Here is a 15050-nt window from a genome sequence, read left to right as displayed (position 1 = left end):
AGGAGTGCTATAATCATGGCAGAGGAAGAAATAACAACAACCTCATGGTTTTCTCGATTAAAAGATGCTTTTCTTGGCATTTTTATTGGAATTGCCTTGATTATTGGTGCTATTGTTCTTGTGTTTTGGAATGAAGGACACAGTTTGCATATGGCGCAATCTCTGGAGCAAACCAAAAGCGTTCTCATTTCAGTACCTAATACCCCTATAAATAAACAAAATAATCTTAAAGTGGTTTATTTAAGCGGCTTGGCGACTACCAAAGATACTTTAGTCGACGCCCTGTTAGGCGTATCAATAAATGCCATCAATCTCCATCGCAAGGTTGAAATGTATCAATGGAAACAAAAAACTGAAACGAGAACTGAATCGCAACTGGGCGGATCAGAAAAACATGTAACAACCTATACCTATGATAAAGTCTGGTCGGAAAGTTCAATCGACAGCTCTAATTTTAAAAATCCCACAGGACATCAAAATCCAACCATGCCTATTCAGTCACAAACGAACTATGCAAAAACCGTAACCGTAGGTGATTTTTTGCTGCCCGAAGCTTTAATTAAACAAATTGATGTCAGTAAACCAGTAAGTTTAACTAAGGTTAATAAAGAAACTCTAAAGAACAAATTGAATAAGCCAGTCACTCTGAGGAATAATGAATTATACTTGGGACAAGATTATCAAAATCCCCAGCTGGGAGACCTGCGCATTACTCTATCGGTGATTGAACCACAAACAGTGAGTATTATTGCGCAGCAAACAGGAGAGACTTTTCAGCCTTATTTTGCCCCTGCAGGACAAAGTATTATGCTTTTATCAACGGGGCAACATTCATCCGATGAAATGATTGCTCAGGCTCAATCAGAAAATACTCTCCTTGCATGGGTTTTGCGTGTATTTTCTTTACTCCTGTTGATAGGTGGATTTTCTTTAATCCTGAAACCATTGGTTATTTTAGCTGATGTCATACCTTTTTTAGGAACTATTGTAGGATTTGGCACTGGATTTATAGCGCTCCTCTTAGGTTTGTGTGTGTGGCTCATTGTCACTGCAATTGCCTGGTTTGCTACCCGACCGCTCCTCTCCATTAGCTTATTAATTATTGCAGTCGTTGGTGGTTATCTATTGATTCAGTTAAAGTCTAAGAAGACTAAGGATTCACTTCCAGAAACTGGGCGTAATTAGTGTGAGTCTTTAATATGGGTGTGCAGCATCTAACAGGGTGCCATATACCTGTGAAGCTCCTGGTGGTTACACTAATTGCATTGTGCATATAAAGACCCATCAGTAAGAGGGATAAAACCTATAACTCGTTGGTTTTGAATCCGCTGCATGGGTTAACTCACTGATTTTTTGTTGCAGTTCGCTAATTTTCTCGTGTTGTTGCTCAATTACTGTTTTTTGCTGTTGTTCTTTCGCTTGCAGTCTTTTAAAGAGAATGTAAAACACATAAAGAGCCGCATAGTGTTTTGTAGAAGTAGTTTGCAATTTTTTTTGATTTTCTTCTTGTTGGTTTGTTAATGAACTCAGTTCCTGCTCTTGTTCTGAATTTATCTTTTTTTGAACTTCATTTTGTTCTATTAGTTCAGGTACTAAAAGGGCATGTTGATGTTCCGTGCAAATTTGTTCGGCAATATCTTTAATTCGTTCATTGGAAGTGTAGGTGCATATATTAAATCGCCTTAAAACTTCATCATTTAAAATTTCCCCGGAATTACAAAGCTCCCCGCCAAGATAACTATCACTTTTTAAGCCTGATAAATCAAGGGTAGTCTTTTTGGTATCTTCGGGTTTACTGTAGGTTATTCTGTAAGTTTTGTGTTTTGGGGTATCTAAAAGAAACTTAAGATCGATTAATAATTGAGAAATTTGATTCTTGTTCTCTTCTAATTTTGAGGGTTCAAAAGAAGTTTTTTGGTCGAGTAGTTCTTTTAGGGAAGTTATTTCATGCAAAATATAATATAAGAACGGTCTTCGGCCGCTGTCTGAGCATTGTTTAATGAGATCATTCAAGCGTATTTTAAAATGGATGTTTTGATTCTGAATTATTTCTTTAGCGCAAGAGAGTGATTTTTCTCTAAGAAGATTTTCATCAGTTGCAACGACCAATTTTCTCACTTTGGGTTGACTGTCGTGATAGCGAACTACAACAGCAGTCAAAGAATAAAGTAATTCTTCTAGTCTTGTCATGTAAAATTCCTTATAAAGCTAAATCCATAGTCTAAATGTGGAACTACATACCAACTTGATATTTCACTATATTGAATGTTTTGCGAAAGTGCAAGTGCTTGTACAAGGACGATTGAATAGATTTCTTCAGAAATTCGCTAAAGAGAGAGGTGCAAGAAAGAGCACAGAACCGGAGTGTACACGCAGTACGTGAGGATTTGAGTAACAAAGCAATTTTCCTCTGTAGTAGGTTCCCTAGAAGCCTAATGTGCCCCTAAGTTTCTTAATTTAGCTCCATTATGAAGCCTTTTCTCAATGGCTTCTAATGTTTGGTTTTTGATTTCAGGGCAAAATATGAGAGACAAATACATAAAGAAGGTTTTTAGGTAGGAAAAAGTGATATATCATCTCGAATTCATCGTATAGTTCTCGAAATTTGTTCTCATAGGGAACTAAATGTCGATGCTCTCCCAACCCTATGTTCTTTTATTTAGGGACAAAATAGTTCATATTGGCTATTTGCTCTGGCATATTGATTCGAAGGCCAATTAAGACAGTATTTACATTCGGTTTATAATGTCCTCGTAAAGTATCCCCGGATAGGGGTTCAATTTGAGTGCGTTCAATGCTGTTGTATTGAGTGAATTGATAAGTTAAAAGCAGATCCAGGCTATTGTTTAGTTTGGTAATTGCTCCTGCCTTTAATCCGCCGCCGGTTAGCCATTGCTTGAAATTCGCGCTGACTCCCACATTACCTGCGGTATTGTCCATTTTAACTGCAAAACGGCTCCATGAAATCCCTGGCCCGGCAAAGAAACGAACCGCCTCGTTGTATTGATACGCGGGCAGTAAAAAAAGAGCGAATCCATATTCTAACTTCTCTTGTGCATCAACATCTTCATTTAAAAACCATTCATTGATTTTATAGTGCGACTTGCCAGTGAATAAATCCGCGTCCCCTTCTATAGCAGTAGAAAATTTTGCGCTAAAGAGATATTCATATCCTGCGAGCAATTGTCCGTGAAAATTAGTATATGCATTGTTAAAACTGGAAGATGTGGGTATCGTTTCCTCAAGAGGATAGCGTAGGTCTTTATCTATAGTGACTGCATTAATACCTAAATTAATACCTGAGTAAATGCCAGTATAAGCATTGTATGACAGCATCCACGCGATAATTATTGAGATGTAATGTTTATTCATATTCAACCTTGTCTATAAAATACTGGGGATAGTAATTGGGTTTGAAGTTATACTGACCTTATTTGTATCAGTTGCTGTAATTGTGACCTGAGATACTCTTTTAGGTGTTTGGATGTTTTTTATGAGGAAACGTTGGTTTTTGCCATCCAATGTTACAGTTGCCCCAGGTAAGCCATTTACTGTATAGACTTCACCGGATAGGGGGGCACAACCCGCATAGAAGACATATGCCTCCTCGGTATTCATTGGATTGCGCTCGGCTGTGGTCAATACAGGCGCTCTAGGCGGGACAGCAATGATTGAGAAATTATTTTTCGAAATATTAAAAAAGGATCCATTATTTGCCTGCACCATAATCCGCGCTGTATTGGTGTTCAGATTAGGGACACAAATTTGCCCGTATCCATTATTTGGCGTATTTATTGAGAGAGGATAGGGAAATGTTTTTCCTCCATCAAGAGACAAAAAGATGCTTACATAAAAGGCATTAATGGGATGCAAATTAGTATTAGCTACATCCCAGGTGACTGCTTGTGGTGATAGGCCTGTCCAAATGGTGCCTGGACTCGTTGGGGATGTCACTATAAAAGGGCCAGCACTACTTGTAGTGGTTACTGTAGTATCGGTGTATGCATTACAAGAGCCTCCAGGAGTATTTCTCCGTACGGAAACTCTGAATTTCATAATACGGGAAACTGAAGGTAACACTTCCCAGGTAAAAGGGCCTCCATTACTCAGTGCATTGAGATTAGGGAAGAAGCGTGTACCTACAGTTTGAGGCGAAAAACTTCTAAAATTTGGACCGCCAGTTGCTGAACTCACTGGAGGTTGGCGAGAGACTTCATTGTTCATCTGTTCCCAGCTATAAGTTAATATGCCACCTCCAGTTTTCGTTGCTGATGCAATCAAGGCAAAAGGAGTTTGCGCCGGAATAAATCCACCATTGACGAAATTAATTACAGGAGCACTGGAAATCGGGGTAGTTACAGGACAGGTATGCGAAGGGCTGGAGACAAAATTTCCCATTTCCTGTAAGCTAATGCCATTAAAATAAGCATTTGAATGACTTTGAACATTTGGCGCACAAATCCCTGCATAACCCATAATCGTACTACCGCTTCCAGGTTCTACAGCTGTTGGCCCATTTCTGTTGCAGTTGTTGTTTTGTACGTGATTTGCTCCAAATTGATGACCTATTTCGTGAGCAACATAGTCAATATCGAAAGGATCTCCTATAGGATTTGTTTGACCAGTAACCCCACTGGCTTTAATTCCATTATTACAAACGCTGGCTAATGCTGCAAGACCGCTTCCAGCGGAATCAACAACATGGCCAATATCATAATTAAGCGGACCAATAACCTGGTTAACATTCTCTTGATTCTCATCAATCATGCTTTCGGGATCGCCATGTGTATACGGTTGATTATTAGGATCGGTATAGATAATGAGATAGTTATTGGCAATAATTTGCATGGTTATGGCCATATCGATTTCATAAACGCCGTTTACCCTGTTTATTGTGGTTGCTTGGGCGCCCAATGCCGCGACTACTGTTCCGCCAAAGTATTGTGTGTATTGAGCTGTTGCTGCCATAGCCAAACGGTATTTTTTGAGTTGGCACGGATTAAAATTAGCAAAATGCTTTGAACTAACAGGCGAGGTTGCAAATGGACTTTGACTGTGTACTCCACATTTTAAGCGTTTTGAAGTAATGAAATCTTTTTTATTATAAACAATATAATATTGGGTATCCCCTTTTCTTAAAGGATCAATAAAAACGGGGTCTTGTCCTGGTCTGAAAATCATTGCATGAAACCCTTGGGGGGTGAGATCCAGTTTGACCAGTTCGCCGGGTTCGGTAACTCCATAAGCATCATAGGTTTTAATTTGGGGGAATTTTGCGCTGAGCTCCGGATGCAGCGTACTATTTTCCTCTACCTGATACAGGTTCGTCGTTTTATCTGGCAGAGGAAGCTCAATTTGCAGTGCTTCCCCTGATTTTAATATATCTCGATGAGGAGCATTCTCTAACTCCGCATAAAGTTGACCCAGGTCGATCTCAACAAGGCGAAAATGACTTGCCTGTATGCTATTTTTTATCGTAGAAGAAATTTCCGATGGGTCCACATCTTTAAAAAAATGCTGGATCACTTTATCTTGGGCGGAAGCAATAGACCAAAATAGGATGAGTGATAGAGTAAAAAGCGTCCTTGTCATTGTATTTTATCTCTAATGAATAAGAGAAAGAATTTATCATTAGAATAAAAGGAATTCAATTTGAAAAAGATATTTTTGGCATTTCGCAAAAATTCTACTTATTTTTTTTCAATTGCATGTTTTTTAAAAGGGTTTCACATGCTTCAACAGTTAATGGATGAGAATAGTAATATCCTTGGATGCAATCAATACCCTGTTTGTGTAAGAACTGAAGCTGCAATTTATTTTCAACGCCTTCGGCCACAACATTAATATTTAATTTATGAGCAATTGTGGCAATTGCTTTAATGATCGTTTGATCTAAATAATCCTTATGGCAATTATTAATAAAGGCTTTGTCTATTTTTATTTTCTTAATAGGCAAGTTTTTTAAATAAGACAAACTCGAATAACCCGTTCCAAAATCATCAATTACCAAATGAATACCCATTCTTTTTAGTGCATCAATTTCATTATACAGTGCATCATTGTACTCAATGAAAATGGATTCGGTAATTTCCAACTCAATACATGATCCATTCAGCCGATTTTCAGCCAAAGCGTCGGCGACGATTTTGCTCAGTGAATGTCGAATAAATTGTATTGTTGATATATTGATTGCAATGGGGCCTGGAAGTATTTTTTGATCTTGCCATATTTTTGCCTGATGACAGGCACTTTTAATAATCCACTCGCTTACAGGAATCATTAATGAGCTTTTTTCTAAACTACGAATGAATTTTGATGCTTCTATAATTCCTTTCTCAGGGTGATTCCAACGCAATAAGGATTCAAGCCCGATGATCCGTCCATCCGTGGTGTAAAACGGTTGATACATCAAGAAGAACTCTTGTTTATCATAAGCATGTTGTAGCTCTTTACCCAAACCATGAGTTTGCTGATATTCTTCATACAACTCCGTAGAATAATAATGAAATTGATTCCTTCCCTTTTCTTTTGCTTGATAAAGAGCGGTATCGGCTAACTTAAGAAGCGTTCCAATATCTTGGCCATCCTCAGGGAAAATACTGATTCCCATACTGGATGAAATTTGAATTAAATGCTCATCAATTGGAACTGGTCTCGAAATTTCACTTAATAATTTTTTTACTATCATTGTGATTTGATTTTTAGAATTAATATTGGACAATATAATTGTAAATTCATCTCCACCCAGGCGCGCGGCAAAATCACATTCACGCAAACATGAATTAATTGTTTTGGCAATATGAATCAAGAGCTTATCCCCATTATCATGCCCCAAAGTATCGTTTATTACTTTAAAATAATCGATATCCAGGAATAATAGTGCGACTTTCTCATTAAAAAGTGTTTTTTGTTTGGTCATGTGTTGAAAAAATTCATACAACATATTTCGATTGGCTAATCCGGTTAAAGGATCGTGAGTTGCCTGATAATAGAGTTTGGCATTTTCAAGCGAAATCATTGCTTGGGAGGCAAGTAATTGAAGGCTGTCTAAATGGCTTGCTGTAAATGTATGACTTGTACTGTGATTCTCTAAATACAGCATTCGGCACAAATTTCCTTTGTAAAACAGAGGCATCATTAAAAGTGAGCGTGGATTTTTTCCTTGAACATATTCGTCTTGAAAAGTTAACTCTGACTGAATGGCATTATTTAAAATGATAGGTTTTTGAGTTCGCTGAACATAATTTAAAATAGAAATCGGATATTTAATATCTCTCTCTGTATCTTCCGAGCCAATAAGATAAATACTTTGTTGTTCTAAATCACCTTCAGCTTCGATAACCCATTGCTCACTATTTCTAGTTAAAATAATACTTCGTTGTGCTCCGGCATGTTCTAATACAATAACTAAAAGATTCTGCAATAATTTATCTAAACGAATTTCACTGGAGATAAGTTGAGTAAATTTTAAAATGGTCAACATATCAATCGTTTGATTATTTGCTTTTGCTTGAGTTGTCGGGAACATATGCGGCGAAATAGAAAGGTCTGGTGTTGCTGCGTGATTCATTGGCTCCAATAGCTTCACTTTGGTATTTGCTCCCCAATCTTTAAAATAACAATGTGCATTATGCAAATAAATTTTTGCAATTTGGTTTAAGTTAAGATTAAGGCAATAATATGCAGCTCGTTCATTTGCAATGGCAGCTATTAAAATGAGCCCTCCTGCCAATGCTGTTTCTATCGTTTGTTCATAGAGTGCAAGAGCTTTCTCATGCTGCCTGTCTAAACGTGAGGATTCAGCATCAAGAAGCATGGAATAGGATTTAAAGTTTTCAGGACACCAATTGGTATATTTTTTAATAAAAAGATTCAGTTGTTTTAATTTTTTTAAAGCAAGCCGGTACGTAGATTTTGATAAAAAAGGCAAATGACAAAATAGGGATAAAGCATAGAAAAATTTACCATCTAAATGACTTATTAAACCTTTATCGTATTCAGAGTGAAGTTCATGATTCTTTCCTGCCTTGATTGCTTCGGAAAAATTTCCTAGCAGGAAATGCAATAAGGTCAAAGAGCTATAGAAGAAGCTTAATTCGGTTTTATTTTTCCCTTTAATAATGTTTTCTTCAAATAAGGATATTTGTTTAATCTTTGTGAATCCTGGCTTTTCCAGACATTGGCATAAATAGTCCCAAAACTTTGCTACTTCAATAAAATCAGAAATTTTAACGCGTGACATAAAAGACAGTGCAGACTGTACGTTCTTTTTAGCCTCATCAAGTTTTTTTCCTGAGGAAAGCGAATGAAGAACCAAAAGTAAGTTACTGTAATTACTGTATACTAAATCTCCGACCTCACAACACAGTCTAAATGCTTTAGTAATGGTGTTATTACATTGATGTATCGACCTTTGATAAGGTTCGATAAAAGAGCCTAAGACAAATTGGTTTTTTCCTTCGAAATTCGATGCTCCGTATTTTTGTTTTAGGTTGTTATAGAGTGTTACAAATGAAAGGGCTTCATCATAAAGATTTAATGAGTGCATTATTATAAATGCATAAACCGGAATGCACATTGAAGTACTTTCTGTATAGCCATACTTTAAACTTAAACTAATATTTTTGCAGGTGAGAATCACAAACAGTTGTTGATTTGTGATAAATGCACTATTGAATAATTGAGTAATTAAATCCACAAGTGCTATTTGTTTTGCATCGTTCATTAAAGGTAAGTTTAGAGATTCTACTTTAGTATTTCTTAGTTGGAGTTTTACTTTATAAATAGCAATTAAAACATGCATTAAATTAGGTTTTTTAGGCAGTTTAATGCCAAAATTTCGCAATGTATTCAATCCCATTTCTAAAGCTTCAGTATGTTTACCCAAGGCGGATAACATCTCAATTTTTAAACGATAAATTTCAATTTTATCGAGTGCATTTTCTGCATGCTTTAATAGTTCAGAAAAAAATTTATCTGCAGCTTTAAAATCACCAATTAAATACCTACAAATAGCTAATTCTTTGTGAAGCTGGAATGTTAAATTATATCTTTTTTCCCAATTACTAGGCTTTAATAATTCAATCCCCGCTGATAAAAATTCATTCGCCGCATAATAAGCAGATGCGAGCTTTGCTTTTTGACCAGCCCATAAATTATATTGAGCTAGTTTTAGTTTTTCTTTGGAGTCACGAATTAAAGCAATACTTTGATTAAAGTGCTCGAGTACATCAAATAATCGTTCATCATTTTCTACTAAGAGTTTGTTTTTTAATAATAAACGACCAATTTTTAAATGAATATTTGGTCTGTCTTGTACATTAATAAGTTCATAAGCTGCTTGCTGAATGCGATCATGAGAAAAATTATAACGAAGCGGGTTTGTATCGAGGGTGGCAACATGTTCATTAAGTCCCATTAGACCTAATGTTTTATAACTTTCTTCCAGTGGATAAATAAGATTTGCTTTAATTGCCTGACACAGTTGTTCTGCAATTTGACTCGTTGATTCATTACTGATAACTTTTAAGGTATTAAAATCAAATTGATGACCAAAGCATGAGCCGAGTTTTAAAATTTCCTGGGTAGCATTGGGAAGTAAATGAATTTTGCTAGTTAACAAATCAATTACATTATCTGTAGCACTTTGTTGTTGAATTTTGGCTAAATCCCACTCCCATGCACCACGTTTATAAGAAAAATTAAGTATCTTTTGCTCATAAATATTTCTAAGAAATGCGTTAATAAAAAATGGGTTACCCTGTGTTTTATCATAAATACATTGGGCAAGTCCTTGGATTTTTCTTTGTGAGCCGGACAATGTATCGTGTAAAAGTTCTTGTATATTATTTAATCGCAAGGGTTTTAGAGTGAGGGTACTTAGATTCACTTTATTTTTATTTAAATTGTTTATGCTTAATTGCAATGGGTGATTCTCATTAATTTCATTATTTCGATAAGCCCCAATAATGAGTAAATAATTTGTTTCCCGGTCTTGTAATAAATTTTCAATGAAATTAAGTGAAGAATTATCTGCCCATTGTAAATCATCCAAAAACAGAACCAGTGGATGCTCAGGTTGGGCAAATACGCGTACGAAATTTTGAAATGCCAGGTTAAAGCGAATTTGGGCTTCAGTAGGATTCAAGGAACGTACGGGAGCTTGCTTGCCTATAATTAACTCTACATCTGGAATTACATCGATAACAACCTGTCCCACATTACCCAATGAGTAAATGAGTAGTTTTCTTATTTTTTCTAACCGCTCTTCACTTTCGGAAAGGACTTGTTTGACTAGATTTTTAAAGGCAGTAACAATGGCACTATAGGGAATACTTCGCTGTAACTGGTCAAATTTACCTTGGATATAATAGCCTTTATGTTGAATGATGGGTTTATGCACCTCTTTAACTAAAGACGTTTTGCCAATTCCAGAATAACCCGCAACAAAGATCATTTCTTTAGTACCTTGACTAACCCGGTTAAATACTTTGATTAGCTGGTTAACTTGCTTTTCTCGACCATATAAATTGTGAGAAATGATTAAGTGATCGCGAATATCATGTGTACCCAGTGAAAATTCATTAATCGAGCCATTCAATCGCCATTGCCTAAAGCATTCCTGGAGATCGGACTTCAATCCGATAATGCTTGAATAACGTTCTTCCGGCATTTTTCCTAATAACTTATCGATAATCGCCGCAAGCATTTTGGGTGTATCTGGCCTAACGTGTAATACTGTGGGTGGTTTTTTCGCAATATGACAATGTACTAGTTCAAGTGCATCAACTGCTTGAAATGGTAATTGATTTGCCAGCATTTCATAGAAGGTAATACCTAGTGAATAAAAATCAGTACGATAGTCAATAGGCCGGTTTATTCTTCCTGTCTGCTCAGGTGAGATATAAGCTAGACCTTCTTCAAATTCGCTGAGCTTGAGATAATCAAAGGTTTCTTCAGTAAGCTTTGTTGAAGCGCTTAAATCAACTAACTTAAGCACCATGTTTTCAGGGTCGATAACAATATTGGATGGATTAATTTCTTTATGAATAATTTGGCGTTGATGCAATTCTCCCACAATATCAACGAGTTGCAATGCTAAGTTAAAAAAATCGCCAATATCCAATTGATGTATTAAAAGATAGGAAGTGAGCAACTGTCCTTTTACATCCTCTAGAATTAAAACAGGCGCATAGGTATTTTGCAGGAAATCATAAGCTTTAATGATCGTAGGCGTTTCAATCATATTCAGTAAATGAAATTCATGTTGTAAAATGGCTAAATTTTCAGAGTTCGAATGAAATTTATTGGGAGTCTTCAGCAGGACTCTACGCCTATCTTTTAATCGTAGGGCATAATATGTATCAATATTATGGTTGCGACGCATTTTTTCGCGTAATGCATATCCGGATATAGAAATCATTTATGTCCTTTCCATTATTCGATAGCGTGAAGCTCTGAGCGAAGGATGCTTCAATGTCTTTCTTTTTATTATAGAAGATATTTGAGGGTGATTTAAAATTGCACAATTTTTATTTGTAAAAAAATGAACAAGTGATCAGTTAAAAAAATAAATGATGATATATCAATATCCTGTTTGATGGGTAAACCGCTTCGGATACAAGAAAGTCTTCTATTTTTGTTTTTTATAATAAGTTCCATCGGCATAAACATTATGACCCAAACCACAATCAGCATCAGACCCTTCTTGCTTGACAGACAACATTCCGGGTTTGATGAAGGTTAGGGTAATGGTACATTGCCCATATTCAGAAGAGGAGTAAACCGCCGTGTCTCCTTTAATGTGAGCGATACCGGATAATTCCCCTGTATTGGCTTGAAGTTCACCGTTTACCTCGTATGGGTAGATTAAATTAAAAGAAATATTAATTTTGCCGCTGCCAAGAGCACGAACTGTCAAAGTATTGGAAAGATCGTTATGGGGTGCAGGAAATTTCATAATGAAGGTACCATTTACTTCTTCTTTAGAAACACTGTCCCTATGGATTTCAGAAAAACCCAGAGCTGAATAAACAAGGAATAGGCTGAGTAAGGTAGTTTTTATAATCCAATTGTTCATCGCATGTCAGTAATTATGTAGGCATTCTATAAAGCTAGCATAAATAGGTGGGCAAGACTACTTGCCGGCATTTTAATCTAACTTATCCAGATAAGTCTCTCGCGTAGAGCGAGCGGCAATTATTGCGATAATTACCCAAAATAGAATATAGAACGCAGGAGCATATTTATTTCCAGTTAACTCAACCAAGGTTAAGGAAACTAAGGGCATTGTCCCACCAAAAACTGCCTGCCCAATATTATATCCAATAGATACGCCACTAGCACGAATCGCTGTGGGAAACATCTCTGCAAGCATAGTAGGCACCGCTGCATTCAACGGTGCAAGTATGATAGCCAAGACTATTTCTCCTAAGAGTATTTGCCACCAAATTCCACTCGAAAAAAGAATGAATATGGGATAAATACAAATGAAAATACCCAGTGCACCCAACAAAAAAATCGGCTTCCTACCGAAGTAATCCGATAATAACCCCATCAAAGGAATTAAAATTGTTAAAACCAGTAGCGCAATAAAGTTAGCTACTAAAGCATCTCTTAATAAAAATCCTTCTGATTTCACTAGAAAACTCGTTATGTAAGCGATGAGTAGGTAATTGCTCATTGCTAATATGCTCGTAAAAATAATGGCTAACACTAATTTGCGCGAATAACCGAAAAACACAATTTTTGCAGGAAGTTCTGTGGTATGTTTGGCTTTCAAAAAGGTTGCGGGCTCAACACTCGTAAGGCGTAAATAAATGCCTATTAATCCCAGTAAAGCACCGATTAAATAAGCCAAACGCCATCCCCAGGCGCGAAGGGTGTCTTCAGTCAATAAAACACTAAGTAAAGAGGCAGTAAATGAACCTAAAAAAATGCCTAGAAAAGCAGTGCTTAATACTAAGCTTCCCGCAAAACCACGCCGATGATCGGCCATATGTTCAATAAGAAAAGTGGTTGAACCAGGAAGTTCTCCTCCTACTGCAACTCCTTGAATTAATCTAAAAAAAATAAATAATAAAGGAGAAACAATTCCTATAGAATTAAAATCGGGAATTAAAGCAATACATGCAGTGGAAAATGTCATAATAGATATTGAGAGAATCAGGGTTTTTCTTCTGCCAATTTGATCTGCATAATGTCCCAATAATACCCCTCCTAACGGACGCATAAAAAAGCCCACCGAAAAAACCCCAAAGGTAAGGAGAAGAGAAACAAAATACTCGTCTGAGGGAAAGAATAATTGAGCAAATAAGGGGGTAAAGTTGGCATATAGAAGAAAATCGAACCACTCTAAAGTATTTCCATATAAACCAGCAAAAATGCTTTTCCTCTTTGTAGCATCCATAATGCACTTTTTTTAATAGCCGCTTATTTCTTTATTCTAGGGGTAAATATTTTTTTTGGGAATATGCTGGGGATAGGGTATTCCAATTTAAAATTTTTCTTCAGAAAAACCATTCAATTTATTAGGAAATAAAGAGTGAAAAGGACATAAGCCTTGAAAAATAGGCTTATGTATTTTATTAGAGCTCTATTGGTTGTTACATTGTATATATGGGTAAATTTGAGCTTTCAATTTTTGGCACAGTACGACGCAGTTCATCCATAAGCTCCAATTGCTTTTTGCTCCATATTGGGCTTGCTGTAGTTCGAGAGTCAGCGATGCGTTAGTGCTTAACTTATTAACTTGTTCCATTGGGGCCTGTTCTTGAACCATAGTCAGTGGCTTCTTCGGAGGACAATGCCTGAACTTGAAGTAACTGTTCCTCTGCTTTATCAAAAAGGTTACCAATTTCGGTTTTTTCTGAAAAGAAAGAAAGCAGGGAGTTACCTTCTGTCACTTGTTTAAAATAGGGGAGATCGTTCATATCGTGTAATAAGCTCAAGTCATTGGATTCCACCGCTTGGTATAACTCTTCTAAGAAGACGCATTGATTAAATGCGTTGATATCTTCTTTGGGTTCTTTTTCAAGTTGAAGTTGGTATTTATTGACTAGGACTTTTATCTCACTTAATAGAGATCCTTTTATTTCTTGTACTTTCTCCATTTTCTGGTTTTCTATCTCTTTTCGTTGGAGTTCCATTTCTTTTTTCATTTTAGCCATCTGTTCTGCATTGCATCGAGTTTGATATTTTTCTCGCAGCTTTCCGTCGAAATCTACATTGTTGTCTGCAGTAACATATCGAAGGCATTGTTCATTTGTCCAACCCAAATGTTCAAATATCTCCGCATCAGTTTGATATTTTGCTGGGCAAACGTTCGTTTTTTGTTCATTAGAGCCATAGCACGTCATCCCTTTTTCTGAAACAACGATGCTCTCAACTCCAATCATATTAATTAAGGTAATATCGTAATGTTCAATTCCATATTTGGCACAGAGCCCCTTTAAATAGCGCTCCATCCCCAATTGAGGATGGCTCTCCTTAATTTTGGTGTTGTTACCAAAAAGCCAAGGGGTGCCAATCTCAAAATGGAGGATTTGTCCTGAGTGATGCTCTTTTAATGCTAAAGCTAAAGCCTGAATCCAATCTCTAAAGGGCTCATTGGTATCTGTAGCATTTTCCACCATCTGTGGTTTTCGGTCTGAAGTTCCGCTTAGATGATAAAGTCCGTATAATCCCGAGTCAGTTTTGGCATGAAATGCAGTACATCCTCCAAAGCCATTGGTAAAATGTTCTTTCTGAGACCCGGCTTCAGCAATAGTCCCACCACTATCCATTACCACTTCTATCCGAGTAAGCATACGTGTCACCTCGCACTAACTGGATGCACTTCTATTTCCAACCCTTCTTGGAGTTTTCCAACATAATCTATATTAGGGAATGAACTTATGTTGTTGAGGCATTGAAAATGGGTAAGCCCTGAATTCTCGAAGAGTTCTTCATCGGTTTGATATTCTGCTTGGAGAGCGTATACATCTCTTCATAAACTTAATCATATTATTATAATTATATACGCATTTTGTTCGAAAATTTTTAATTCAGTA

General features: G+C 36.6%; 8 protein-coding genes. 1 reads left to right on the top strand and 7 read right to left on the bottom strand.

Going from position 1 to position 15050, the window contains the following annotated elements:
- Nucleotides 1-15: 15 nt before the first annotated feature.
- Nucleotides 16-1185, top strand: coding sequence for a TMEM43 family protein (locus LXO92_RS00760; RefSeq protein WP_232890138.1), 1170 nt, complete (start codon nt 16-18; stop codon nt 1183-1185).
- A gap of 99 nt (nt 1186-1284) precedes the next feature.
- On the opposite strand, the gene LXO92_RS00755 is transcribed toward LXO92_RS00760, so the two are convergent.
- The 7 genes from LXO92_RS00755 to LXO92_RS00725 form a co-directional block, all read right to left on the bottom strand.
- A complete protein-coding gene (locus LXO92_RS00755) occupies nt 1285-2190 on the bottom strand; it encodes a hypothetical protein (protein WP_182350850.1) in 906 nt (301 codons plus the stop codon).
- Between the two features lie 465 nt (nt 2191-2655).
- Nucleotides 2656-3372 carry an outer membrane protein gene (locus LXO92_RS00750; RefSeq protein WP_182350849.1) on the bottom strand — a complete coding sequence of 239 codons (717 nt, stop codon included), beginning with the start codon at nt 3370-3372 and terminating at the stop codon, nt 2656-2658.
- Between the two features lie 12 nt (nt 3373-3384).
- Nucleotides 3385-5592: a reprolysin-like metallopeptidase gene (locus LXO92_RS00745; protein ID WP_232890136.1), complete on the bottom strand. Its 2208-nt coding sequence runs from the start codon at nt 5590-5592 to the stop codon at nt 3385-3387.
- Nucleotides 5593-5686: 94 nt separating this feature from the next.
- A complete protein-coding gene (locus LXO92_RS00740; protein WP_232890135.1) occupies nt 5687-11422 on the bottom strand; it encodes an EAL domain-containing protein in 5736 nt (1911 codons plus the stop codon).
- A 210-nt stretch (nt 11423-11632) separates the two neighbouring features.
- Nucleotides 11633-12079, bottom strand: a complete 447-nt coding sequence (locus LXO92_RS00735) for a hypothetical protein (RefSeq protein ID WP_232890133.1) — start codon at nt 12077-12079, stop codon at nt 11633-11635.
- A 72-nt stretch (nt 12080-12151) separates the two neighbouring features.
- On the bottom strand, nt 12152-13408 hold the full coding sequence (locus tag LXO92_RS00730; RefSeq protein WP_182350846.1) for an MFS transporter: 1257 nt from the start codon (nt 13406-13408) through the stop codon (nt 12152-12154).
- A gap of 337 nt (nt 13409-13745) precedes the next feature.
- A complete protein-coding gene (locus tag LXO92_RS00725; RefSeq protein WP_232890131.1) occupies nt 13746-14807 on the bottom strand; it encodes a hypothetical protein in 1062 nt (353 codons plus the stop codon).
- Nucleotides 14808-15050: the final 243 nt, after the last annotated feature.

Source organism: Legionella resiliens (assembly GCF_021344005.1).
In the GTDB taxonomy this organism is placed as follows: domain Bacteria; phylum Pseudomonadota; class Gammaproteobacteria; order Legionellales; family Legionellaceae; genus Legionella; species Legionella resiliens.
The sequence above is the reverse complement of the archived record's forward strand: the minus strand, read 5'-3'. Positions and strand labels throughout refer to the sequence as shown.